22 protein-coding genes are annotated in these 25156 nt (G+C 53.2%); 8 read left to right on the top strand and 14 right to left on the bottom strand.

Annotated elements, in window-relative coordinates; translation table 11 throughout:
* Positions 1 to 37: 37 nt before the first annotated feature.
* From BM258_RS17280 to recA, 3 genes are all read right to left on the bottom strand, one after another.
* On the bottom strand, positions 38 to 775 hold the full coding sequence (locus BM258_RS17280) for an RNA methyltransferase (protein ID WP_090074400.1): 738 nt from the start codon (positions 773 to 775) through the stop codon (positions 38 to 40).
* Between the two features lie 707 nt (positions 776 to 1482).
* Complete coding sequence (gene alaS, locus BM258_RS17275; RefSeq protein ID WP_090074398.1) at positions 1483 to 4137, bottom strand: alanine--tRNA ligase; 2655 nt, start codon at positions 4135 to 4137, stop codon at positions 1483 to 1485.
* Positions 4138 to 4588: 451 nt separating this feature from the next.
* Positions 4589 to 5656 (bottom strand): recombinase RecA, encoded by a 1068-nt coding sequence (gene recA / locus BM258_RS17270; protein ID WP_090074448.1) that lies wholly within the window; start codon positions 5654 to 5656, stop codon positions 4589 to 4591.
* 420 nt (positions 5657 to 6076) lie between these two features.
* On the opposite strand from recA, the gene BM258_RS17265 reads away from it, so the two are divergent.
* Positions 6077 to 6697, top strand: coding sequence for a peptidase M15 (locus BM258_RS17265; RefSeq protein ID WP_090074396.1), 621 nt, complete (start codon positions 6077 to 6079; stop codon positions 6695 to 6697).
* A gap of 128 nt (positions 6698 to 6825) precedes the next feature.
* Here BM258_RS17265 and BM258_RS17260 read toward each other — a convergent pair whose 3' ends face one another.
* Together BM258_RS17260 and BM258_RS17255 are read right to left on the bottom strand one after the other, a co-directional pair.
* Positions 6826 to 8697: a TRAP transporter large permease gene (locus BM258_RS17260; RefSeq protein ID WP_090074395.1), complete on the bottom strand. Its 1872-nt coding sequence runs from the start codon at positions 8695 to 8697 to the stop codon at positions 6826 to 6828.
* Positions 8698 to 8706: 9 nt separating this feature from the next.
* Positions 8707 to 9726: a TRAP transporter substrate-binding protein gene (locus BM258_RS17255; RefSeq protein WP_090074393.1), complete on the bottom strand. Its 1020-nt coding sequence runs from the start codon at positions 9724 to 9726 to the stop codon at positions 8707 to 8709.
* A 129-nt stretch (positions 9727 to 9855) separates the two neighbouring features.
* On the opposite strand from BM258_RS17255, the gene BM258_RS17250 reads away from it, so the two are divergent.
* On the top strand, positions 9856 to 10425 hold the full coding sequence (locus tag BM258_RS17250; protein ID WP_090074391.1) for a VOC family protein: 570 nt from the start codon (positions 9856 to 9858) through the stop codon (positions 10423 to 10425).
* A gap of 161 nt (positions 10426 to 10586) precedes the next feature.
* Here the strand turns inward: BM258_RS17250 and pdxA are convergent, their stop codons facing one another.
* The gene (gene pdxA, locus BM258_RS17245; protein ID WP_244544748.1) at positions 10587 to 11561 is read right to left on the bottom strand and encodes a 4-hydroxythreonine-4-phosphate dehydrogenase PdxA; all 975 of its coding nucleotides are present in this window, start codon (positions 11559 to 11561) and stop codon (positions 10587 to 10589) included.
* A 203-nt stretch (positions 11562 to 11764) separates the two neighbouring features.
* On the opposite strand from pdxA, the gene BM258_RS17240 reads away from it, so the two are divergent.
* From BM258_RS17240 to BM258_RS17230, 3 genes are read left to right on the top strand one after another with little or no spacing between them, the layout of a single operon-like run.
* Complete coding sequence (locus tag BM258_RS17240; protein ID WP_139229305.1) at positions 11765 to 13132, top strand: four-carbon acid sugar kinase family protein; 1368 nt, start codon at positions 11765 to 11767, stop codon at positions 13130 to 13132.
* A gap of 2 nt (positions 13133 to 13134) precedes the next feature.
* Positions 13135 to 13959, top strand: a complete 825-nt coding sequence (locus BM258_RS17235) for a DeoR/GlpR family DNA-binding transcription regulator (RefSeq protein ID WP_090074388.1) — start codon at positions 13135 to 13137, stop codon at positions 13957 to 13959.
* Between the two features lie 14 nt (positions 13960 to 13973).
* On the top strand, positions 13974 to 14831 hold the full coding sequence (locus BM258_RS17230) for a class I fructose-bisphosphate aldolase (RefSeq protein WP_090074387.1): 858 nt from the start codon (positions 13974 to 13976) through the stop codon (positions 14829 to 14831).
* 164 nt (positions 14832 to 14995) lie between these two features.
* Here BM258_RS17230 and BM258_RS17225 read toward each other — a convergent pair whose 3' ends face one another.
* The 5 genes from BM258_RS17225 to BM258_RS17205 all read right to left on the bottom strand — a co-directional run bounded on the left by BM258_RS17225 (position 14996) and on the right by BM258_RS17205 (position 19396).
* Complete coding sequence (locus tag BM258_RS17225) at positions 14996 to 15853, bottom strand: SMP-30/gluconolactonase/LRE family protein (protein WP_090074385.1); 858 nt, start codon at positions 15851 to 15853, stop codon at positions 14996 to 14998.
* A gap of 108 nt (positions 15854 to 15961) precedes the next feature.
* The gene (locus tag BM258_RS17220) at positions 15962 to 17389 is read right to left on the bottom strand and encodes a cryptochrome/photolyase family protein (protein WP_090074383.1); all 1428 of its coding nucleotides are present in this window, start codon (positions 17387 to 17389) and stop codon (positions 15962 to 15964) included.
* On the bottom strand, positions 17386 to 18129 hold the full coding sequence (locus BM258_RS17215; protein ID WP_175528136.1) for an SDR family NAD(P)-dependent oxidoreductase: 744 nt from the start codon (positions 18127 to 18129) through the stop codon (positions 17386 to 17388). Before BM258_RS17215 ends, BM258_RS17220 begins: the two co-directional genes overlap by 4 nt.
* A gap of 29 nt (positions 18130 to 18158) precedes the next feature.
* Positions 18159 to 18845 carry a ChrR family anti-sigma-E factor gene (locus BM258_RS17210; protein ID WP_090074379.1) on the bottom strand — a complete coding sequence of 229 codons (687 nt, stop codon included), beginning with the start codon at positions 18843 to 18845 and terminating at the stop codon, positions 18159 to 18161.
* Positions 18842 to 19396 (bottom strand): sigma-70 family RNA polymerase sigma factor, encoded by a 555-nt coding sequence (locus BM258_RS17205; protein WP_210186790.1) that lies wholly within the window; start codon positions 19394 to 19396, stop codon positions 18842 to 18844. Before BM258_RS17205 ends, BM258_RS17210 begins: the two co-directional genes overlap by 4 nt.
* Positions 19397 to 19621: 225 nt before the next feature.
* Between BM258_RS17205 and BM258_RS17200 the strand changes: the two genes are divergently transcribed.
* Genes BM258_RS17200 through BM258_RS17190 form a run of 3 tightly spaced genes read left to right on the top strand, consistent with a single transcriptional unit; the run spans position 19622 to position 23117 of the window.
* The gene (locus tag BM258_RS17200; RefSeq protein ID WP_090074377.1) at positions 19622 to 21016 is read left to right on the top strand and encodes an NAD(P)/FAD-dependent oxidoreductase; all 1395 of its coding nucleotides are present in this window, start codon (positions 19622 to 19624) and stop codon (positions 21014 to 21016) included.
* Positions 21013 to 21864 carry a DUF1365 domain-containing protein gene (locus BM258_RS17195; protein WP_175528135.1) on the top strand — a complete coding sequence of 284 codons (852 nt, stop codon included), beginning with the start codon at positions 21013 to 21015 and terminating at the stop codon, positions 21862 to 21864. Before BM258_RS17200 ends, BM258_RS17195 begins: the two co-directional genes overlap by 4 nt.
* A complete protein-coding gene (locus BM258_RS17190; protein ID WP_090074374.1) occupies positions 21861 to 23117 on the top strand; it encodes an SAM-dependent methyltransferase in 1257 nt (418 codons plus the stop codon). The genes BM258_RS17195 and BM258_RS17190 overlap by 4 nt, the downstream gene beginning before the upstream one ends.
* A 149-nt stretch (positions 23118 to 23266) precedes the next feature.
* On the opposite strand, the gene BM258_RS17185 is transcribed toward BM258_RS17190, so the two are convergent.
* The 3 genes from BM258_RS17185 to BM258_RS17175 all read right to left on the bottom strand — a co-directional run bounded on the left by BM258_RS17185 (position 23267) and on the right by BM258_RS17175 (position 25098).
* A complete protein-coding gene (locus tag BM258_RS17185) occupies positions 23267 to 23713 on the bottom strand; it encodes a nuclear transport factor 2 family protein (protein WP_090074372.1) in 447 nt (148 codons plus the stop codon).
* Entirely contained in the window at positions 23710 to 24468 is a 759-nt protein-coding gene (locus BM258_RS17180) for an SDR family NAD(P)-dependent oxidoreductase (RefSeq protein WP_090074371.1), read from the bottom strand. Before BM258_RS17180 ends, BM258_RS17185 begins: the two co-directional genes overlap by 4 nt.
* A gap of 99 nt (positions 24469 to 24567) precedes the next feature.
* Positions 24568 to 25098 carry a CBS domain-containing protein gene (locus tag BM258_RS17175; protein ID WP_090074369.1) on the bottom strand — a complete coding sequence of 177 codons (531 nt, stop codon included), beginning with the start codon at positions 25096 to 25098 and terminating at the stop codon, positions 24568 to 24570.
* Between the last annotated feature and the right edge of the window lie 58 nt (positions 25099 to 25156).

Here is a 25156-nt window from a genome sequence, read left to right as displayed (position 1 = left end):
CACACCACAAAAGACGGACCACTACCCGCAGCCGCTTTTACTGTCTGGACCGCTCGTGTCTGCGCTGCAAGGCTGCAACAACGCCGCGCAAGGTACGCACTTCCTGCTCAGCCCAATCGCCTTTCTGCAAGATCGTGCGCAAATTCTGAACCATATGCTGGCGCTTTTCTGGCGGACGGAAAAAGCCTACTTCATCAAGAGCTTCCTCGAAATGATCGAACAATCGCACCATGTCTTCCTTGCTGGCGCGCGGCACATCCGGTGTCTCAAACGGCAACGCCGCTTCACGATCGCTGCCAGACATGCGCCATTCATAGCAGATGATCAAAACAGCCTGCGCAATGTTGAGAGAGGAAAAATCAGGATCAACGGGCAACGTCAGAATTTCGTTCGCAAGGGCCACTTCATCATTATTCAGCCCCCAACGTTCGCGTCCGAACATGATCCCTACCTTACCGCCAGTATTCACCGTGGTGCGCAAAATCTGCGCAGCTTCCACCGGATGACGCACCGTCTTGAGCATATCGCGCTGGCGAGCAGTTGTTGCGTAAACAAAGTCCAGGTCAGCAACAGCCTCTTCTACGGTTTCAAACTTCAACGTCTTGCCGATAACATGGTCCGCACGGCTTGCTGCATTACGCGCCTTTTCGCTGGGCCATCCATCACGCGGTCTCACCAGCCTCAAATCCGTAACACCGAAATTGGCCATGGCACGTGCTGCCATGCCGATATTTTCTCCCAACTGTGGCTCGACCAGAATGATGACCGGATCCATTTCTTCTTCTTTCCATTGTCCGAAAAACACTCTGTCCGGAATTAACTGACCAGGCGAGCGTTACTACTCTGCATTTAAAAACAGGGCGAGTAGTGGCGCAAAGCCATGCCGATTGCAAGCCCTGCGTCCTGTTTCATCACTCAAACCACACTGGAAGATAGAAAGACGAAAACGTTTTCCTTACCCTACAATATATTAGCTATGATTAGAAACGCTTCAGATGAAAATGTTTCATGTAGAATAAGTGATAAATTGCGCACCAATTATCCAAGAGAAAAAATAGGAGAGAGAAAAGGTGTGGCCACCTAATCAATCAAGGTGGTGGGCAAGCGGGTGATTAGGTAGCCACTGGTCTGAAAGACCAAAATATTTGTAACCAAAAAGTAATCCGAGGTAAATAGCCAATAGATTACCTTTACTGAACTATTCACTTAATATTTGAAAGAAAATAAATATCTAAATAAAGTGTGAATTAAAAGCATCAACCCGATCAGAAACAAATAGACAAGAAATTAAGTGATAAACATATTACGAACATGCCTAAAAGCAGCAACCACACGATTTGAAGTCGAGAGCTATAAAAATGCCACGCGCTTTTTCAAGCCCGTGGCATCCAATTCTATATAAGCATTACTGCTCATTTATCCCATTTTAACTTGTCAGTTGGAACAGCGCTTCTGTAGAGAAGCTATGCTCCAAAAGCAAATTTAGGAAAGCAGAGCTTCGATGGCAGCAATGGCGTCATTGGCCTTGTCAGCATCCTTGCCGCCAGCCTGAGCCATATCCGGACGTCCACCGCCACCGCGGCCGCCGAGTGCTTCAGCGGCAACCTTGACCATGTCCACAGCATTGAAGCGATCTGTCAGGTCGTCAGTCACACCAACAACAACCCCGACCTTGCCGTCTTCCGAAACGGCAATCATCACGACGACACCAGAGCCAATGCTTTCCTTGCCCTGATCAACCATGCCTTTAAGGTCTTTGGGCGAAATGCCTTCAGCAACACGTGCGAGGAACTTGACGCCATTGACTTCTTTGACAGCATCACCACCGGAACCGCTGCCGCCCATAGCCAGCTTGCGGCGTACATCGGCAAGCTCTTTTTCGAGCTTGCGGCGATCCGCCACCAGGGCTTCCAGACGCTCGACAAGATCATTTGGCGCCACTTTCAATAAGCCAGCGGCCTCGCGCACGCGCTCATCCTGCTGCTGCAAATAGGTACGCGCTTCCTTACCGGTCAAGGCTTCAATACGGCGCACACCGGCTGCGACTGCGCTTTCGGAAACGATGGTCATCAGACCAACATCACCGGTGCGGTTCACATGGGTACCGCCACAAAGCTCAACCGAATAGGTCTTGCCGGCCTTGTCGCCACGCAGGGCTTCGCCCATGGAAACGACGCGAACCTCATCGCCATATTTCTCACCAAACAGCGCCATGGCGCCCGCTTCAATGGCATCATCAACAGCCATAATGCGGGTTTCGACGGGTCCATTCTGCAAGACGATCTCGTTGACCATCTCTTCAACCTGGCTCACTTCTTCATCCGTCACCGGTTTTTGGTGCGAAAAGTCAAAGCGCAGACGCTCCGGCGTTACGAATGAGCCTTTCTGTGCCACATGATCGCCAAGGGTTTCCCGCAGGGCTTCATGCAAAAGGTGGGTCGCGGAATGGTTCGCCCGGATGGCAGAGCGACGCTCGTGATCCACAACCAGCTCCAGCGCGTCGCCGATTTTCACCGATCCTTCGATCAATTTGCCCATATGAACAAACATGCCGTGGTTCTTCTTGACGGTATCGGACACTTCGAAGCGAATGCCATCCGCAATCATAACGCCCGTATCACCAATCTGACCACCAGATTCGCCATAGAATGGTGTCTGGTTGAGAATGATGCTGGCTTCGTCTCCGGCTTTCAGGTTGTCCACTTCTGCGCCATCCTTGACCAAAGCGACAATAGCCCCTTCCGTGCGCTCACGATCATAGCCCAGGAAGTCAGTTGCCCCGACTTTCTCGCTCACGTCGAACCAGATTGCATCGGTTGCCGCTTCGCCGGAGCCTGCCCAGTTGGCACGGGCTTCAGCCTTCTGGCGTGCCATGGCCGTATCAAATCCGTCGACATCGACCTCGATGCTACGCGCGCGCAAGGCATCCTGCGTCAGATCGAGCGGGAAGCCATAAGTATCGTAAAGCTTGAAGGCTGTTTCCCCATCAAGACTATCCCCTTTGTCCATGCCGTCCGTTGCATCATCGAGCAACTGCAGACCACGGCTCAAGGTCTTGCCAAAGCGGGATTCTTCAAGCTTCAAGGTTTCGGTGATCAGGGCTTCTGCACGCACGAGCTCAGGGAAAGCCTGCCCCATTTCGCGCACAAGCGTCGGAACCATCTTGTAGATGATAGGATCCTGCGAACCGAGCAACCGCGCGTGGCGCATGGCGCGACGCATGATGCGTCGCAGAACATAGCCGCGGCCATCAGAAGAAGGCAGCACGCCATCGGCAATCAGGAAGCTGGTAGAGCGCAAATGGTCAGCAATCACACGATGGCTGGCCTTGGCGTCACCAACTTCGTCGACACCGGTCAGATCAACGCTATTCTGGATCAGCGCGCGGAACAAATCCGTTTCATAGTTGTCATGGGTCCCCTGCAGCACAGCAGCAATACGCTCAAGCCCCATGCCTGTATCAATGGAAGGCCGAGGCAGGTCCACACGCTCATCCTTGGTGAGCTGCTCATACTGCATGAAGACGAGGTTCCAGATTTCGATAAACCGGTCACCATCTTCTTCCGGGCTACCCGGAGGGCCACCCCAAATGTGATCACCATGATCATAGAAAATTTCGGAGCACGGACCGCACGGGCCGGTTTCCCCCATAGACCAAAAGTTATCGCTGGTCGGAATGCGAATGATCTTGTTGTCAGAAAGCCCTGCAATCTTTTTCCAGAGATCAAAAGCTTCGTCATCTTCGTGATAGACGGTCACCAACAGCTTGTCCGCAGGAAGGTCGAATTCCTTGGTGATCAGGTTCCAGGCAAGCTCGATGGCATTTTCCTTGAAATAGTCACCGAAAGAAAAGTTACCGAGCATTTCGAAGAAAGTGTGATGACGCGCCGTATAGCCGACATTATCCAGATCGTTATGCTTGCCGCCCGCGCGCACGCATTTCTGCGACGTTACCGCGCGGCTATAGTCACGCTGCTCAAGGCCCGTAAACACATTCTTGAACTGCACCATGCCTGCGTTGGTAAACATCAACGTCGGGTCGTTGCGCGGAACCAGAGGCCCGGAATCCACGATGGAGTGACCATGCTCGTTGAAGTAGTTCAAGAAAGTTGATCGAATTTCATTTACACCGCTCATGACACACCAATTTCTCCTGCCCCGGATGAGGCTCAGAACCTTTCGCTCATTTCACACTCTGCCATCCGATCAACAGATGCAGCAATATCTTAGCCCGCAATCAAGACCTTCAAAAATGAAGTGGCCGAGCAAACTTCTTTCAAATAACAGAAGGGCTCGAAGGCCTGACAGGGATGAATGCCAAGATTGAAGGAAGATAATTGTCTTCTTGGCAATTTTCTAACTTTGTCTCTTGGCGGTTTTAACGAGCAACAAAGCGCATGTCTATCATTTTGCGCAGAAACCCCAGAGCTATCATCAGCTTCTGTCGAAAATTATCGGCTTTTTCATTGCGTATTCCAGCCCACAATACAAAAGGGCCACCCAAGGCGGCCCTCTCAACAATCGGAACGAATGAAATCTCAAAGAGCCATCAAGAAGAAAGCTAACCTTCGATTGGCATCTCACACGGTTATTCGTCGTCACCTTCATCAGCGGTAGCAAGATCAATCAGATCAGAATTAAGACCTGCACTTTGGCGAATACCCACTTCGATCTCATCGGCAATCTGAGGATTTTCCTTAAGGAAATTCTTCGAATTTTCGCGCCCTTGCCCCAAACGCTGGCTATCGTAGGAGAACCAAGCCCCGGACTTCTCGACAATCCCGGCCTTTACGCCAAGATCAAGAAGCTCGCCAAGTTTGGAGATGCCTTCCCCGTAAGTGATATCAAACTCGACCTGCTTAAACGGAGCCGCTACCTTGTTCTTGACCACTTTCACGCGCGTCTGGTTGCCCACGACCTCGTCGCGATCCTTGATGGAGCCGATCCGGCGAATATCCAAACGGACCGATGCGTAGAATTTCAGAGCATTACCACCGGTCGTCGTTTCCGGACTACCAAACATCACACCGATCTTCATACGGATCTGGTTGATGAAGATAACCATGCAGTTAGTACGAGAGATGGACCCTGCCAACTTGCGCATGGCCTGACTCATCAAACGCGCCTGAAGACCGGGAAGCGAATCCCCCATCTCGCCTTCCAGCTCGGCTCGCGGCGTCAGGGCAGCGACTGAGTCGACCACCAGAACATCCACGGCACCGGAACGCACCAACGTATCGGCAATTTCAAGTGCCTGCTCACCAGCGTCAGGCTGAGAAATCAGCAGGTTATCAATATCGACGCCAAGTTTGCGCGCATAAATCGGGTCCAGCGCATGTTCAGCATCCACAAATGCGCAGATTCCGCCACGCTTCTGCGATTCTGCAACCACGTGCAGTGCCAGTGTCGTTTTACCAGACGATTCCGGACCATATACCTCGACGATGCGCCCCTTGGGCAGACCACCGATACCCAAAGCGATATCAAGCCCGAGAGAACCAGTCGGAATGGACTCAATTTCGACCACTTCTCTCTGGCCCAGCTTCATCACGGAGCCTTTGCCGAATGCGCGGTCAATCTGCGATAGGGCGGCTTCCAATGCCTTTGTCTTGTCCATGCTGCTTCCTTCGACCAACCGGAGACTATTTTGTGCCATTTTGAGTTCCATTCTTCATAGCGAACACGCTTGTGCAACCAAGATTAATGTACACACTTTGTTCTCATTTACAAGAAGCATGACAAGACTATGAGAAAAAAGAGATATTCAATTTTTGTTCCACCCTTGTTCCCAAGGGAAAACTTCTTCCTTTTCAGCACCTTCCCCAACGAAACAACATGTGGAGAATTCCGGGCATGATTCGTCCTCTGCACAGAATCCAGCACCGTTCCCCATATCTCCAGCGAACAGAAACTCATTTACGGTCAAGTACGCAGCCTCTCTCACTCCCCGACGCCCAATCTGGCTTACTCAGGATCGCTCGCAAGTCCATGACCAACCTTGATGTCCACACACCCGCACTGATAGGTTGTATAAAGGAGTTAGATAAAGTCATCATTTTTGGATTGATACACGAGTATGAAAAAGCCAGGTTCTGTCAAATCACTTGAAGATCTCGGGCGCGTGCGCCTTTCAAAATCCTTTTTCATGAGGGATATGCTCTATTCTGAAATCGCCAACTTCAATGGCATTCCGAACATTCCAGACGATCCCGATTTGGCGATTTATGCTGCCTCAAAGCTATGCGAGACATTGCTGGAGCCACTGCAAAAGCAATTTGGTCGTATTAGCATTCGATCAGCCTATCGCGCACCGGCGGTAAACCAGTTTGGAAATGAAAATAATCTAGGATGCGCGCGCAATGAAGCAAACTACGCAAAACATATATTTGATCGGCGCGACGCTGATGGCTACTGCGGCGCTACGGCTACAATCGTTGTAAACAGTTTCATCGGCTACTATGAGCAGTCTCACCACTGGCAGGCCATGGCATGGTGGATCCATGACCATCTTCCCCCTACCGATCTTTACTTCTTTCCCAAACTCGCCGCCTTCAACATCACCTGGCATGAAAAACCCGGGCGTACTATCCAAAGCTACACCAAGCCCAAAGGCACCCTAACGAAACCGGGCATGGACAATTTTGAAGGCTCACACGCTAACGAATATAAAGCCTTTTTGGCGACATTGTGCAGCTAACTTTGCACATTAGCAGGCCTATAATGACGCGCTCATGCCAACGGTAGCGTCAAGGAGAGTCCCCCAATAAGAATGCCCGCGCCTCATCGAAAAGGCGCGGGCATTCGGCTTTGGAAGAAAAGCCTTTATCAGAAGTAAGGTTCAGTAACCCAAGGCACACAGGCCACGATGATCACCGATACGAGGATCGCGAACATGTAAGGCCAAATCGCCTTCATGGCCTTGTCGGGCTCGATACCACCAATCGCGCAGGCCTGATAGAAGCCGATACCGAGAGGCGGAACGAACAGTCCAAGGCTCATGGACAGAACCATCATGATGGCATAATGCACACCACCAATGCCAAGCTCCAAAGCAATCGGGAACAGCAGAGGCGCAAACACCACAACCGCCGGAATACCTTCAAGCACACTGCCAAGGATCGCGAAGACCACGATGGACAAAGCCATGAAGCCGAAGGCACCACCAGGCATCTGCTCCATCGCTGCCGCCAGCTGATGGGAGAAACCGGACTGGGTCAAAGCCCACGCCATGGCCGTTGCCGTGCCCAGAATGATCATGATCGCACCGGAAAGCGCCAGCGAATTGCACAGCATCTTCCACATGCGTTTGACCGGAAACTTGCGATAAAGCAGGATCGAGACCAGCAGAGTATAGACAATACCAACAGTCGCCACTTCGGTTGCCGTTGCAATACCGGCCACAACCGCGACACGGATAACAGCAAGCAGCAGGAAAGCTGGCAGAGCATTGAGAATTGCAAACAGGATCTGCTTGCGGCTGGCCCGCTTGGCGTCGCTGACATCTTCATCGCGTGAACGGAAGTAAGCAACGATGAGCAGGCCGATAGCACCCAGAGCTGCCGGAATGAGACCACCCGTAAACAGCGCCGCAATGGAAACACCAGTCACAGAGCCCACGGTAATCAGCACGATGGATGGCGGAATGGTTTCGCCCATGGCAGCTGACGATGACAAAAGACCGATCAACTCGCCCGGCTCCTTGCCGCGCTTCTGCATTTCAGGCAGCAACACCGGAGCGATAGCGGCCATATCCGCAGCCTTCGAGCCGGAAATACCGGAAACCAGATACATGGCACCAACCAGCACATAGGACAGCCCACCCTTGAAGTGGGCAACCAGAGACGCCAGCACATTGACCAGAGCAGCCGCCAGACCCGTCACTTCGATGAGCAATCCAAGCAACACGAACAGCGGAATGGAGAGCAATACGAAGCCCGACATGCCTTCGTCCATGCGGCTGATCACAATCACCATCGGCATATAGGTCATGAATTTGAGATAGACGACCGTGGCCAGACCAAAGGCAACAGCTATGGGTGCCCCGCCAAAGACCAATGCTGCCAGACCAACACCAAAGAAGATGATCAGGTTGAAGTTTTCCATATTCTCAAGCTGAGGCAGGAAGACATTCAGTAGAATTCCGCAAACCGCGATCACTGCAACCCCGAACAAGAAGTCGGACACCTTGGCCTTCTGGATCAGCTGCAGAACCGCTACGATCATCATCAGCGTAAGACCGACAAACATGGCCCCCGAGCGCACCGTATCGGGCAACTGCAAGGCAGGAGTCGTGATCATCATCTGACCGATGGAATGTTCAAGGGCAGGATGGATGAGCAACCCGAGAAACAGAATGACACACATGGATGCCAAAGTGTTGATACGGGATTGCCAGCGTTTTGGCGCCAATCCGACGACCACAGTCAGATGCATGTGGCCACCCTTGTGTTGAGCCACGACGGCCCCGAACATGCTCAGCCACAAAAACAGGATGGTAGCCAATTCATCCGACCAGACCAGTGGAGAATGCAGGGCGTAGCGAAACGCTACGCCTGCAAATAGAACCACGACCTCCAACCCCAGAAAGATGGCTCCAGGGATTTCGACAACGAGCGCAATCCATTGTTCAAGTTTTGCGCAAAAGTCACGAAAAGAGGACAGCCCATCTTCCGAATTCGTTTCAACGATAGTCGACATAATTATTCCTTAGCCGAGCTTGCCAGAGTATTTTTCAAGAAGGCTCCAAGCCTTGTCACCAAACTTCTCTTGCCACTTGGAATAGAAGTCAGTCTTGTTCAGAGCTTCAACGAATGGTTTCGGATCAGGGCGCGTAATGGTCATGCCCTTGGCTTCCAGATCAGCCTGAACAGAAGCGTTCAGCTTGGAAATGTCATCACGCTGCTTGAGACCACAATCATTCAGAATGCCTTCGGCAATAGTCTGGATATCTTCCGGCAGGCGCTTCCAGGTCAGACCGCTGGCAACGAACAGATAGCCGTCCCAGATGTGGTTGGTCAGCATGGCATATTTCTGAACTTCATAAAGCTTGGCGGTCTGAATGATCGGCAGCGGGTTTTCCTGAGCGTCCATCACGTGCGTCTGCAAAGAGGTGTAAACCTCGGAGAACTGCATACTGGTCGGAGCTGCCCCCAGCGCTTCAAACAGGCTGATGGAAAGCTGACTGACCGGAACACGGATTTTGATGCCATGCAGATCTTCCGGAGATTCCACAGCGGCTTCTGACGTGGTCAACTGGCGGAAGCCATTGTCCCAGACAGTGCGCATCATATGCAGGCCGGCTTTTTCGATTTCCTCACCGACATAACCACCAAGGTCGCCATCCATGGCCGCCCATACATGATCATAGTCAGGGAAGGCAAAGCCCACAGCGTTGATCGGAGCAACAGGAACGAGCGTTGCGATCACCAGAGCGGACGGCGTGAAAAAGTCAATCGCGCCAAAGCGGACCTGATTGAGCATGTCGGTGTCACCACCGAGCTGGTTACTCGGGAAGATCTTGATATCAAGATCGCCGTTGGTTTCCTCTTTGATGCGCTTGGATGCTTCAGCAGCGCGCACATTCAACGGATGGGACAGAGGAAGGTTGTTACCATATTTATATACGAATTTGGATTTTGCCTCTGCACGGATGTGCGGCATAGCCAACGTGGCCGGAACGGCCAGGGCTGCGGACTTCAACAGATTTCGTCTGCTAATGTTTGCCATGATTTCTTCTCCCTAATAAAGGCATCAAAAAAGGGTTCAGTTCGCAACTGCGTGACGCCTCTAGATTTGTAACATAATATCTGTTACGTTCCTTGTCCATAGATGTTTTATTCTCTCGGGAGTTAAAAAATGAGTAGGTTCTTCGGTGAGGTACGCCAGATCGGCTATGTCGTCAAAAATATTGAAGAAGCAATGGAGTTCTGGTCCAAGACACTTGGCATAGGCCCTTGGTTTTACGCAGAAAAAATCGCTGATAAGGACTTCTACTATAAAGGAGAATTGTCCCCGATCGAGCGCTCTGTCGCCCTCGCAAATTCTGGGTATATTCAAATGGAGCTTGTGCAACAATTGAATGATGCCCCCTCTATGTATCTTGATTTTCTCAATGCTGGCCGCACAGGCGCCCAGCATTTTGCCTATTGGACTCGCAACTACACAGAAGATCTGGCACGCCTGACAGCGCAAGGTTTGACTGTTGGAATGAACGGCGCCGTGGGAGATGACGGGCGCTATTGCTACTTCGAAACGGAATTCCATCCGGGCACTGTGATCGAATTATCAGAGGTAAACGGGCCAAAAGGCACGCTTTTCAAGACAATTCGTGACGCCAGCATCAATTGGGATGGAACCGACCCCATCCGCCCCTTCCCCGATCTTTCCACCCTTCCGGTGACCGATCCTGAAGATTTTCCAATCTGAAACTTCGGCATAGTATGGGCCTAAAAGCCCTTCACCAGCCGCAATAAGAAAGCCCGCTCAAACGACGTTTGAGCGGGCTTTTCCTTGTCAAAATTACTTAAAATCACACATAAGGCGTGACAAATATCAAAATCACTTGCCGCGTAACATGCGACCACAGATCACTTCACAGGCTTCATCTTGCGCGCCATGGCAATGGCGGCCTTCATATTATCCGGACGAGCAAGGCCACCCTTCCAGGCGATGTCGAAAGCAGTGCCGTGATCCACTGAAGTGCGCAAAATCGGCAGTCCTGCCGTGATATTCACACAGTCATGCCCACCAATCAGCTTGGCAGGAATGTGCCCCTGATCGTGATACTGGGCAACAACGATATCAAACTTCCCGTCAATCGCCTGTTCAAAGACCAGATCCCCCGGAATCGGATCAGACACATTCATCCCCTCAGCTCTTGCCAGCTTGATAGCAGGAATAACCTGCGTGTCGTCTTCGGTGCCGTAATGGCCGTTTTCTCCGCAATGCGGATTGATTCCGGCCACTCCGATCCGCGGCTCAGCAATCCCGGTGGTCAGCACGTGCTGATTCGCAATACGGATGGTTTCAAGCACAGACTCTGTCGTGCACAGAGTTACAGCATCAGCCAGAGACACATGGGTAGAGACGTGGATGACGGAAAGTTTTGGCCCGGCCAGCACCGCGAAATTCTTCTTTACACCAGTGAAAAGCTTAAGCAATCCAGCGTGACCGCTCAGATTATAACCAGCTTCTCGCAACGCCGTTTTATGCAAGGACGCGGTGCAGACCACGTCGATTTCCTCGGCCAGAGCCATATCCACCGCCTTTTTCACACAGCGGCAAGCAGCCTCCCCGGCATCGGGCTGAATCTCGCCAGGCTGAATGGATTCAGCATTGGGCGCATCCACCTGAACCAGCGGCACATCCCCCTCAGGCACATCGCCTTCCGACACGAACTGAAAATCCGCGCCAATCATGTCGCGCGCACGTTCCATAAACAAGCGATCACCAATGACAATCACCCCGGCACGTTCCTCTGCCGTCATATCCTGCAAGGCCTTGCAGACGACCTCGGGCCCGATCCCCGCAGGATCCCCCATAGTCAGGCCAATCTTGTTCATATTCTCAACTCCAAAAAGTAGTCAGTCAGTCACCAATGGTACGCCCAAACCCAATTTATGCACACCTCTTGATGAGATACATCACATAATATCTGTTATATTTTACGCGAAGCCTGTTGTCTATCGAGATTTTTGTGATACAAATCAGTTATCCAAGGCGACAAAACGCCGATAAATTGAAGTCCAAGAGGCATATTCAGATCATGACAGATACAGGCAAAAAGCAAAATCTGCTTCTTTCCTTCTATGGAGACGACTTTACCGGTTCCACAGATGCACTGGAATCCGTCACCATGGCCGGCATTCCCGCCATGCTCTTTCTGGAACCGCCTTCTCATGACGATCTGAAAGCCTATCCGCATATCCGCGCCGTTGGCGTCGCCGGTACCAGCCGCAGCCAGTCTCCCGCATGGATGGAAACCCATCTTGCAGAGAGCTTTGCCAAATTGAAGGCGCTTGGCGCACCAATCTGTCACTACAAGACCTGCTCTACCTTTGATTCAGCGCCAACCATCGGCAATATCGGTAAGGCTATCGAGCTTGGCCACGATATTTTTGACGCGACGGTGCCGGTCATTGTCGGCGTCACGCGCCTCAAGCGCTATGTCGTCTTTTCCAATCTGTTTGCCGCAGCCAGCGTAGCGGGAGACAGCGAAGCCTTTCGCATCGACCGTCATCCAACCATGAGCAAACATCCCTCGACCCCAATGAACGAGTCGGATTTGCGCGCCCATCTGACCCTTCAGACGAACCGCAAGATCGAGGGCATCGATTTCCGGCGCATGCTGGCAGAGGATGCCTCCGAGGCCTTCGCAAAGCTGTGCGACGAGAATGACGCTGTCATTCTGGACACCTTCGATGATGCGACAACCTACAAGACGGGACAGTTGCTGCATGAACGCAGCCAGATCAAGCCAACCTTTGTGGTCGGTTCATCGGGCGTTGAATATGCATTGGCTGATTATCTGACCAAAGAAGGCACCCTGCCGCTGGTAGAGCCCCCGCTACCACGCGGCGCGGTCGATCGCACCATCGCCATTTGCGGCAGCTGTTCCCCCACCACCGACAAACAGATCGCTTGGGCCGAAGCCAACGGCTTCTTCGTCAAGGCCATCGATACGGTCGCTTTGGTGGAAAAGGGCGAAGAAGAAGAAAAACGTCTGGCCGAAGAGCTGGTTCAGCTCAGTTCTGAACACAAGGGCATCGTGCTGCATACGGCGCGCGGCCCGAATGACCCACAGATTGCAGCCACACGCGCCGCTCTTGAGCGCAAGGGCCTCACGGCTGCGGACAGTTCCCCTGTCATGGGGTCAAGCACGGGCCGCATTCTCAAACACGCCATCAAGGCGACCGGCTTGACACGAACGATTCTCGCTGGCGGCGACAGCTCCAGCCATGCTGTTTCGGCCATGGGCATCAAGAATCTCGAGGTTGCGGGGCCACTTGTCCCCGGCGCACCGCTGTGTCGTGTGCATTCCGTCGATAGTGCTATCGACGGGACCGAGATTTCACTTAAAGGTGGCCAGGTGGGAGAAGATAACTTCTTCGGACGTGTGATGAGTGGGAAATAACCATGGCCAAATCAAAAGCAAAAACCAGCTTGGAAGAAGAGCATTCCGACGCAGATTCAAAACAGCCGATGAAGGCTGAAGAACGGCGCCAACAAATCCTGTCGATGGTGCAGAGCCAGAAGACCGTGCAGTTGGACCATCTGGCAAAGGAACTGGGCGTTAGCCGCATGACGGTGCATCGGGATCTGGATCTGCTCGAAAGCAGAGGCCTTTTGCGCAAGGAACGCGGCGGCGCAACGGCAGAAAGCTCGCTTTTGTTCGAAAGCAACTTTCATTTCCGCAGCCAGACCGACGAGAGCATCAAGAAGGAACTTGCCCAGGCTGCAGCCGAGTTGGTGGAACCTGGCAGCGCCATCATGCTCGATGACAGCACCACGACCCTGATGATGTGCGATCACCTTGAGCAAATCGAGAATATCACGGTCATCACCAATTCTCTGGCCGTCTGCGAGCGCCTCAGAGGCTCTTCCAATGTCCAGTTGATCGTCACCGGCGGCAACTATAGCGACACGCACAAAAGCTTCTCTGGCCTCATTTGCGAGCAGGCTCTCAGCCAATTGCGCTCGGACTGGGTCTTCATGTCGGCCTCTTCGGTCATCGACAATCGCCTGTTTCATCAGGATCAGGAGATTGTCCGCGTAAAACGGGCGCTGATGGCGGCCTCCGAACGAAAAGCCCTTTTATTGACGTCACGAAAATTCAAAACACGCGCTCTCACCCAATTTGCCGATCTCACCGAATTCGACAAGGTGTTTATCGATCGCCAACTGGATGAAGCAACGAAACAGAGACTTAATCACTCGAGGATTGATTTCGACCTCGTTTAGCAAGGACAAGAGCAATGCTTCAGAAACTGGGCCAAAAAGTGCGCCTCTCCCGCATCCTGAATCCGAAAACGCAACGTGGCTTCTGCATCGCCTTTGACCATTCGTTGCAACTGGGCACCTGCAAGGGTATGGAGCAACCAGAACAAATGCTCGACAATATGGCAGAAGCAGGCGTTGATGCCGTTATTCTGCCTCTGGGGTCGGCATTGCACTTTGGCCCGCGGCTGGTGGAAAATGGCGGACCGGACCTCATCCTGCGTCTGGACCAGACCACCATGTGGCGCGAGGGCACACCGCTGGCCTATAAGGATGGCTATACCCGCCTGATCGCTTCTGTCGATGATGCGGTTGCTCTGGGTGCAGAAGCCGTCATCACCTATCTGTTTGTTGGCCATAACGACCCGGATGTGGAAACGGCAGCCTTCCGCGCCAATTCCGATGTCAACACAGCCGCCCGTGAACGCGGCATCGTGCATATCATCGAAACCATGGGCGCCCGTCATGCTCTGGCTGAAGACATCAATGACGGAGATTTTGTCGGCTTCCATGCACGCATCGGCGTCGAAATGGGGGCAGACATCATCAAGACCGACTGGCCGGGCAGCGCAGAAGCCCTCAAGCAAATCACTGCGCAGCTTCCGGTTCCGATCATGCTGGCAGGCGGGCCGAAAACCAACAGCGACTATGGCACACTGAGCCTCGTCTCCGACATCGTCAATGCAGGCGCAGCCGGTATTCTGTTCGGCCGTTCCATTTTCCAGTCCGACGATCCGCTTGCGCTGATGAAAGCCTGCCGCGCCGTCATCCACGACAATGTTTCTGTAGAAGAAGCGGCTGAACTTGCCAAACTGCGTCTCCCGATTGCCTCATGATCGGTTGACTTAGCAGACACATCAGGGCAGCGTCCCACCCCACTTACTTTGGATGTCCTGATCGGCATGAAGCCCGCAAGCCGCAGCTTGCGGGCTTTCTTATGCACACGAGCCAAAGCTGCGGAGAGCCCTCTAGAGGATGTCACCAGATAATGTAAAACGGATCAAGCCAGCAGGATCTGGTTTTCCGCTTGCCCTTCAAATGCGAGGCGACAGGCAAAGGTCGCACCGGCCAACGGCTCACGCGCCAGCTCCTCTTCCTTCGCACCACTTCGGGCCGAGGTTACATAAAGCGTCTTGAAGTCATCCCCACCGAATGCTGGACAGGAAACCCGCGTCACCGGAAACACCTCTTCATGCACTTGCTTTCCATCTGGCCCATAGGCACGCACCGCATGAATTCCCCAATGAGCGATCCAGACATTACCAGCGACATCAAACACCGTTCCGTCAATATTGAGATCATCTGCACGAAAATCGAGATACACCTCAGGCTCCCCTTTGGGCCAGCCCTGTGAATCCAGCGCAACCCGCATCATTTGCCGACTCTTCGTATCGGTAAAGCAGGCCCATTGCCGGTCGGCTGAAAAACAGGCGCCATTGGTGATGGTGATGTTGGCGTAGAGCTTGCGCAGCTCACCGCGATAATAGCGATAAAAGGCACCGGCCCCGGGCTCGGATTTGATCCCCATCGTGCCGATCCAGAAACCGCCATAGGGGTCTGCCCGCCCATCATTGCAGCGATTTTCCGGCTTGTCGGCTTCAAGATCGCAGAGCTTCTCCTGAGCGCCCGTTTCCACGTTGAAGACAAACAGGGAGCTGTAGCTCGCTATGAGAATACGCTCCTTGTCCACCCAGCCTCCGGCGCTGACATATTCATCAAATGTCCATGACTGCACGCTGTCCCCGGTGCGGGTCAACAGGGTCTTGCCCATGATATCAAACCAGAAAAGCTGTTTGCGCAGAGGATGCCAAAGGGGGCCTTCTCCAAGCGTGCAGAGGCGATCATCAAATAGCGGCATGGTATACTCCCGAGGGGAAAACAAAGGACAAAAGCCCGTATAGCGAGGAACCATCGAGCGGACACACATCCCTTTTTTATAGCCCAAAGCCGGTAAGCTGGCCAGCGGCTAGCTCAGCGCCTTGTAAGCATCAAGCGCAGCTTCGCGGCTTGCCTTGAGATCGACAACCGGCATCGGATAGGTTTCCCCAAGTCGAACGCCAGCTTCAGCCATTATGTCCTTGGGGGTCGTCCATGGCTTGAACAGATATTTATTCGGCAGCTTTACGAGCTCGGGGACATACAGGCGAATATAGTCGCCATCAGCATCGAACTTCTCGGCCTGCAAAACGGGGTTGAAAATCCGGAAATAGGGAGCCGCATCTGCGCCGCAGCCCGCCACCCATTGCCAGCTGGCAGCATTGTTGGCCAGATCAGCATCCACCAACGTGTCCCAGAACCATGCTTCGCCCTTGCGCCAATCCGTTCGCATATTCTTGATGAGGAAGGAGGCAACGATCATCCGCACACGATTATGCATGTAGCCGGTCTGCCACAGCTCCCGCATGCCAGCATCAACGATGGGAATGCCCGTCATACCTTTTTGCCAGGCGCTCAGCTTGGCAGGATCATTCTGCCATTCGAAACCGGCAAATTTGGGCTGCAAGGGCACAGACGTGAGCTCTTGATTGTAATAGAGCAAGGAGTAGGAAAATTCCCGCCACGCCAGCTCGGAGCGGAAATGATCGACATCCCGATCAGGAACCGCGTCGTCCTCCAGACAATCCAGCGCATGCCAGATCTGGTTGGGCGAAATATGCCCCCAATGCAGATAGGGCGAGAGACGCGACACATGCGGCAGGGAGGGGATGTCCCTGCCCGACTTGTAGCCATTCAACCCTTCGTCCAGAAAGCGCTCCAGCGCCGCCTGAGCGCCAGCCTCACCGATCTCCCAATGCGGCGCCATCTGTTTATACCACTCGATCTCGGGCAACAGGGACAGCCCGTCGAGCGCAACTGCACCATCCTCCTTTTTCGGATCGGCAAAATGGATGTCTTCGGGCGCATCCATGGGCACTGCTGGCGGGGGGGCCTGAAGGCATCCTTTGCGAAAGAAGGGAGTGAAGACCTTGTAGGGTGTGCCATCCTGCTTCTTGATGGCCCAGGGCTCCCACAGCAAAGAACCATTCAGCCGGATCGTTTCGCAGCCTTGCGCATCCAGCCTTTCCTTGATGGCCTTGTCGCGCGTCACCCGCCATGGCTCATAACAGCGGGTCCAACTCACCACGCGCGCATCGTGTAGCGCAGCCAGCTTTGGAAGAATTTCCTTGGCATCGCCCTTATAGAGCCGCAAATGACCACCGAGCTGATCATTCAAAATCCGAAGCGCCTCATGCAGCCACCAGCGGCTGGCCCCGCCCATGGCGTCGGCTCCGGCATTCTCGTCATCCAGAATATAAACGGGGATCAGGTCCCCCTTCTCAACCGCTTTGGCAAGTGCGGGATTATCCGACAGGCGCAGATCCTGCCGGAACCAATGAATGGCGATATCGCTCACGGTTCAATCTCCTTGCCCGCCCAGTCAAAGCACAGGCCGGACTGATCAGGGCTTCGCGATAGCAAAACCTCCACCAGACAGCGGGACGCATGCTCTGGCGTGAAAAGCTTTTGTGGGGGAACATTCCGTTGAAAGGGTTGGGACAAGGCACTCTCAACCGTGCCCGGATGCAGGCCAACCAGAATGGCATCCCGATTGCGCCGCTTGAGCTCGATTGCCGCTCCCTTGATCATCATGTTAAGGCCAGCCTTGGACGTGCGATAGCTATACCAGCCACCAAGCTGATTGTCCGATATCGAGCCGACCCGCGCACTCAAAAGCCCCATACGGAAAGCGCCCTTGCGCGGCACATGAGGCAGAAGATGCTTCATGATGAGGCTTGGCCCGACCAGATTGACAGCCAGCAGATGCTGCATCGATTGCCTATTGAGATCCTTGATCGATCGCTCGGGAAAGGCATCGCCGTCATGCAGAATCCCCGTTGCGACAAAGACGAGATCGGGCATTCCATCGGCTACGATTTGAGAGCAGACAGTGTGAATGCTTTCCTCTTCAAGTAGATCGAAGCCTCCAATGCAAACCGGAGCCTTATGGCCCGCATTCTCCTCCCTTGAAGGTACGCTGCGCCCGACTGCAAGCAGCGTCGCCGAAGGAAAAAGTTCCATAAGATTATCCGACAAAGCAGCCCCGATGCTACCCGTGGCACCAATCACGGCGATACGCTCGACCTTGTCTTTCATGAGAGCCTCAGGCACGGAGTTGACCGCCATCAGATACCGATAATCGGCTGCAACAGCCGCGTGATCACACCCTTGAATTCCAAGGGCGCATCGGTGCAAACCAGACAGATGCAGTCCTCTTCAGTATCGGCCATCGGCTGATGATGCATGTCCTCTTCGGCATCCTGAATATCCCCAACCCGATACCGGCCCGTATCGTCAGAAAAGGAGCCCTTCAGCACAAGGGTCAATTCACTGCCGTGATGACTGTGATCGGGCGTAACAAACCCCGGCGAGAGTTTGAGAAGGCGTACCTTCTCCCCTTCCGATGAAGGCACCGGCAAGACGAATTGTCTGATACCCGGCCCCACAGTGCGCCAACGCACAGCAGCAAAGTCATCACCGATCATATTGGCCAGCAGGCGGGGCACATAGCGCCCGTCAAGATAGGACGATGAAGACAGATCACCTGATGCTGACGCACCAGTGCGCTCGGGCTCAGGGAAGCTTTGAGCTTCATCCACATCCACCAAAATCTGGTTAAACAGGTCATCAGATACAGCGGTCTCTTCGACATCAGCGATCAGAGCGCCACCGATCACTTCAGCTTCTGCCACCCTTGCAGCACAGGCGGGGCAAATGTCCAGATGACAAGCCACCACCATTGCCTGCCCGGCAGAAAGGCTGCCAGCAGCATAGGCCAGTATCATTTCGTCGCTCAAATGATGGTGAATCATGCTTCCACCTCCGACAAAATATTTCTCAAGCGCCCAAATGCCAGCCGCATGCGGGATTTGACAGTCCCCAAGGGCAATGACAGTTTCTGGGCAATTTCTGCATGGGTCGCTTCGTCATAAAAGGCCATGCTCACAATCTCGGCCTGATTGCTGGGCAACAGGGCCATGGCCTTGGAAACCCGCTCCACCAGTTCATTGCGATGAACCTCTGTAGTCTGCTCTTCATCAGACACCAGCTTGGAAGCAAAGAAATCCTCATCCTTGTAAACAAAGCTCTTTTCAGAGCGAAGGCGATCAATGCGCTGATTTCGGGCGATGGTGAAGATCCAGGTCGAAGCTGCGGCCTTATCAGGCCTATATAAATGCGCTTTACGCCAGATCTGCGTGAAGGTCTCCTGCACCAGCTCTTCAGCCATCTGCGGATTCGTTCCCGCTTTAAGGTAAAAACTCTTCAAGCGCGGCGCAAAATGATCGAACAGCTGCCGAAAGGCACCGCGATCATGATGTTCACCCAACGCAACAAGCATGGCACTGAGTTGGCCAGCGGTCATACACCCGCCTCCCTTCGATCTTTTCGAGAGAGCTTGCACCATTGTCATCATCAAATCCATCCCAAAATGCGTTCATGACCTTTTACTGGGTAAGTACAAAGGCGGATCACAAAAAGTGCGAGCCCGAAGGCAAAAAAAATTTTGTAAGATAGAAAAACTCTGACTTTAGAAAGTGATCCATTGCCTCGGATAAAACGAATAAGTTGAAAAACCGCGGAGTTTACAATGCAGATAGCAGTTATCGGATCAGGTATTTCAGGACTTTCGGCAGCCTGGCTTCTCTCGAAGAATCATAGGGTCGATATTTTTGAAAAAGACGATCGTCTGGGTGGGCATGCCAATACGCAGACCGTGGAAACATCCACTGGCCCGATTGATGTGGATACCGGTTTTATCGTTTATAACGAGCGCACCTATCCGAACCTGACCCGACTGTTTGACCATCTCGAAGTCGACACTGCGCTATCTGACATGTCCTTCTCCGCGTCCTTGCGCGATAGCGATCAGGAATATAGCGGACAGGGCTTAAAGGGCCTCTTCGCCAAACCTTCCAACGCTCTCAATCCGCGCTTCTTGAAAATGCTGACAGATATCAGGCGCTTTTATATGGAGGCCCCTCGTGATATCGAAACCGCTCTGGCCCAATCCATGACGTTGGAAGACTATCTAAAGGCCAACAATTACTCTGATGCCTTCATCCATGATCATCTGGTGCCAATGGGCGCCGCCATCTGGTGCATTCCGTCAGAAGAAATGATGAAGTTTCCCTTCGAAGCCTTCATGCGCTTTTCGATCAACCACGGGCTGGTGCAATTCCGCAATCGTCCGCAATGGCGCACCATTCCCGGCGGCTCGAAACGCTATGTCGAGAAGATCGCCAGCCTTGTATCAGGCGATATCCATCTCAATCAATCCATCACCGCGCTGGAGCGACGCCCCGGCTCCGTGACGATCCGCACCCGTCAGGGCCTTGAAAAGCGCTATGACCATGTGGTGCTTGCCTGCCATGCCGATCAGGCCTTGCAGATCCTTGGTGCCAGTGGCGGCGATATGGATGAAGCCGAACGCACCACGCTGGAGGCCATTCCTTATCACAAAAATCTGGCGATCCTGCACAAGGATCCAGCCTTGATGCCACGTCGCCGAGCGGCCTGGGCAAGCTGGAACTATATTCAGGATAGCGGCGCTGGCGAGCAAGGCGAAGCAAGCGATCCGCGGCTCTGTGTGACCTATTGGATGAACAAGCTTCAGCCGTTGGCCTGCAAGGACGATCTATTTGTTACGCTCAACCCGATTGAGCAACCGGCAGAAGGCACCGTTCTGCGTTCGCAGCTTTATCATCATCCTGTCTTCTCAATGCAGGCAATTAAAGCCCAGAATAAACTCTGGGCACTTCAGGGCATTCGACGGACATGGTTCTGCGGGGCCTATTTCGGTTATGGTTTCCACGAGGATGGCATTCAGGCTGGCCTTGCGGTTGCGGAGCAGCTCGGCGGCGTACCGCGACCATGGACGCTAGAAGATCCTTCAAACCGGATCTTTGTTGCTCCACCAAAAGCAAGAACAGCACGGACACTTGGCAAAGGCGACAAGGCAGAGCTTTTGGCTTTAGCAAAATGATGAACAACGAAGCCCTCACCTTTGCCCCTGATGCCTGTCTTTATGAAGGCATCGTCAGCCATGTGCGCAGCGGCGCAGTGGAACATCGCCTTGCCTACAGGGTGACCTCAATGCTCCTGCCGCTCGACAAGCTTGACGAGATAAACCAACGTTCGCGCCTCTTTTCCGTCAACCACTTTAACCTCATCAGCTTTCATGAGGCGGACTATATCGGACCCGGATTCGACAGTCTGCAAGACTATCTTGAGCATCTGGTGGAAGCTTCTGGCGAATTCTCAGAGGAAGCTAACCGCCCCACCCGCTTTACTGCGCTGACCTTTCCAAGAGTTCTGGGACGCAGCTTCAATCCACTAACACTCTTTTTCTGTTGCGATCAGGAGAACAACCTCAAGGCGATCCTCTATCAGGTCAGCAATACATTCGGAGAACGCTTTCACTATATCTATGCTCTCACCAATGAGGAGCGCAATTTGTCACAAGGCCAAAGGCTGCGCCATGAGGGGAAAAAGATATTCTACGTATCACCTTTTCTGGATATTGAAGGAAAGTACAATTTCTCAATTCGCTTACCGCACGAAAAACTGTCCTACCAAATCACATTGAGCGGCCAGCAACCCTCTTCTCTGATGGCCTCCTTTACCGCACAAAAAAAGGCCTTCACCACTAGAAATCTAACATTAACTTTTGTTAGGCTGATCCAGAGCGGATGGAAAATCCTCGCAGCCATACATCTTGAAGCCTTGAAATTATGGCGCAAGGGCGCGCCTTTTCACAAACGACCGCCCGTGCCGTCCGAGCAAGTTTCAAGCCTTCACCGCTCCAGACTTGGTAAAGGATTGCATCAATGAGTTTGCAGAAGAATCTAACGCATGCGGAATTTGATCGGTCTGGCTCCATGGCAGGGTCCGTGGTGCCTACGATGCAAGGGCGCCTCTGGCACCGCTTCCTCAGTCCCATTTTTTCAGGCCTGCACTATGGCCATGTCGAGTTTATCCTGCCTTCAGGCGGCAAGCTCCTATTCGGGTCAGGCAATGAGAAAGAGCCAATCGTACAGGTCCAGATTCACAACAATCGAACGCTCTGGAGCATTGTCACTCGCGGCATGCTTGGGGTCGCGGAAAGCTTCATTTCGGCTCACTGGAGCTGCGACAATCTGGCAAGATTGTTTGATCTGTGCCTGAGGAACCGCGCCACATATGAGAAACTCTATTCCCATGGCAAGGTCGCCCGCTGGATCGCCCATCTCAAACACCTGGCCCGAGCCAACAGCATCAAGGGCAGCCGCAAGAATATCTCGTTCCACTATGATCTGGGCAACGATTTCTACCGATTGTGGCTTGATCCCACGATGACCTATTCCTCTGCCTACAAGACCGAAGAGCATGAGGCGCTGGAACAGGCCCAGCTGCGCAAACTGGATCGGGTGCTACAATTGAGCAATGCTCGCCCCGGAGACACCATTCTCGAAATCGGCTGTGGCTGGGGGGCCTTTGCAGAACGCGCAGCCACTATCGGCTGCAAGGTGGAAGGCTTGACCCTCTCAACCGAGCAACTCGACTATTCGATTAACAGGGCCAAATCCAAAGGCTTTGACAACCTTGCCCGCTTCCACTTGCGCGACTATCGCCACGAGACCGGACAATATGACGCCATCGCCTCCATCGAAATGATCGAGGCCGTCGGCGAAGAGCACTGGCCGGTCTATTTCAAGCATCTGCACGACAATCTGCGTCCGGGCGGAAGAGCCGCGCTGCAAGCGATCACCATCGACGAAAATGGTTTTGAAAAATATCGCAGCGGCGCAGACTTTATCCAGACCTTCATCTTTCCCGGAGGCATGTTGCCCACGGAAGTTCATCTGGATGACCACGCCAAAAAGGCAGGCCTCATTCCGGTCTTCAGGGAAACATTCACGCAGGATTATGCCAAGACTCTGGCGCGCTGGAGCAAGGCATTTCTGGCGCAGTGGCCGCAGATCTCCAAACTCGGCTATGACGAACGTTTCAAACGTATGTGGCTGTTCTATCTCGCCTATTGTGAGGCAGGGTTCGCCAATAACACCATCAATGTGGGCCATTATTGCTACGAACGACCCGCATAATATTAAGCCCTCTTCGGAAGAAGCTGCACTGTCGCAAACTGACGGGAAAACAAAAGGCCCGAAAAACAAAAGGCATGCCCCTCAATTGGACATGCCTTTTTCCATATGCAGCAACAGTCATCGGATCAGGCGGCTGCCCTGCCTGCCCCCTAGATACTGGCCTTCTTCTGGATTTTGCGGATCATCCAGCCAATCACCGGCAAGCGCGCATAAAAGTGTCTGCTCGCATCCCAATAGTCATAATGAGCACAAATCTGGTTTTGATCATTGAACCGAATTTCACTCACTCCGCGCACTGTCCAGAACCCGATCACCGGCGCCGTGCATGAGAAATCCCAGCGCATGAGGCAAAGATCCGCAGCATCCGACCATGCCAGATCCAGAATCTGAAAACAGGGATCTTTCACATCCTCGAACATCTTGTCGACAACCCGCTGGAAATTCTCTCTGCCTTTGACATCGTTGAACGGATCGATGAAATGCACATCATCACTGATCAGAGCCTGCGCATCCTTTGCGGATTCTGGGCTGAGGGTCTCGAAATATTGCGCATAAAGGCGCGCCACCTCTGCTCTTTGTTCTGTGGGAACACTCATCGAAGCATCCTCCTCATCAAGCGGAAATACAAACCATAGGGAAGCCTGCGCAACAGACCGAGCGCAACCGCCATGCGTGTTGGAAAGGCAATTTCAAAGGCTGAGCGCTCAAGCCCCTTGAGAATACGCTGAGCAGCCTCTTCTCGCGAGAGGATAAACGGCATGGGAAAGCTGTTTTTCTCCGTAAGAGGCGTATCGACAAAGCCGGGATTGATGAGCTGAAGCTGCAGGCCGGCCTGATCGAACTCCGGCTTGATCGTCTCGCACAGGCTGGCAAGCGCCGCCTTCGTCGGACCATAAAGCGCAGCCATCGGCAAACCACAATAAGAGGTGAGAGACGACACAATGGCGATCGACCCTGAGCCTTTTTCCTTCAATTTCGGGAAAAGAGCCGACAGAACAGACACAGCGCCCAGATAATTGACGCCAATATGCTGCCTTGCTTTTTCAGGATCAAGCTGGGCCATCCCGCCCGGCTCGTAAATCGCAGCACAATAGATGGTAAGATCGGGAAGAGAGCCCGCAGTCTGAAGGCTGGATACCGCTTCAGCTACCGCATCCGGGGCCTCCACATCAAGAGGCAGAGGCGTAATCAGACTGGAGCGCTGGGCAAGCGCTTCGAGCTTCTCAGCGCGCCGCGCGCTGACAATCACCTCTTTGCCGCGCTGAGCCAGCATCTCTGCCAAAGCAGCGCCCATGCCAGAGCTAGCCCCGATGATCCAGACCCGCTGGTAGTTTTCAAGCTGATTGCTCATGCCGTATCATTCTCCTTTGCTCAGAGATACGGAATGGCGCAAGGATCAGATCACATCTCCGGCGCAATCGGCGCCAGAGATGCTTGGCGTTATGATAGATCAGCCAACCATGAGCTGTTTAAGACGCAGGGTCTCGAACTCCACTTCCTTGACGCGATGAATGACGATATCACGAATGGAGATGACGCCTTCAAGCACATCATTGTCGACAACAGGCATATGCCGGAAGCGCCCTTCGGTCATGCGGATCATGACATCGCCGACCTTGTCTTCCTGAGAGCAGGTTTGCGGATTGGCAGTCATGAAATCGCGAACCGGACGAGACAACGCCTCTTCTCCGAATTCGCCGGTTGCGCGGATGATATCGCGCTCGGAAATCACACCGACCAATCCCGCATTAGGGTCAATCACCGGCAGGTTACCGATCTTGTGGGTGTGGAGTTCAGCGATTACAGAAGCAAGACTGGAGCTGACAGTCACAGAAAATAAAGCACCATCCTTTTCCTCGAGGATATCGCCTACCGTTGTCTGAGAATAGGCCTTCTCGAAAGCAATATGAGCATCCTGCGACACGCTCTGCTGACCTTTATGTTCAGCGCGAGGGCCTTGGTATGAACTTGGGGCTGCCATAATATCTCTCCTGCAACATCCTTCCCACGTCCCTTTTTTAGCAAAGAACGAGGCGAGG

Source organism: Cohaesibacter marisflavi, assembly GCF_900115225.1.
In the GTDB taxonomy this organism is placed as follows: domain Bacteria; phylum Pseudomonadota; class Alphaproteobacteria; order Rhizobiales; family Cohaesibacteraceae; genus Cohaesibacter; species Cohaesibacter marisflavi.
Note: the sequence above shows the minus strand (reverse complement) of the source record. Positions and strands in the feature narration are given on the sequence as shown.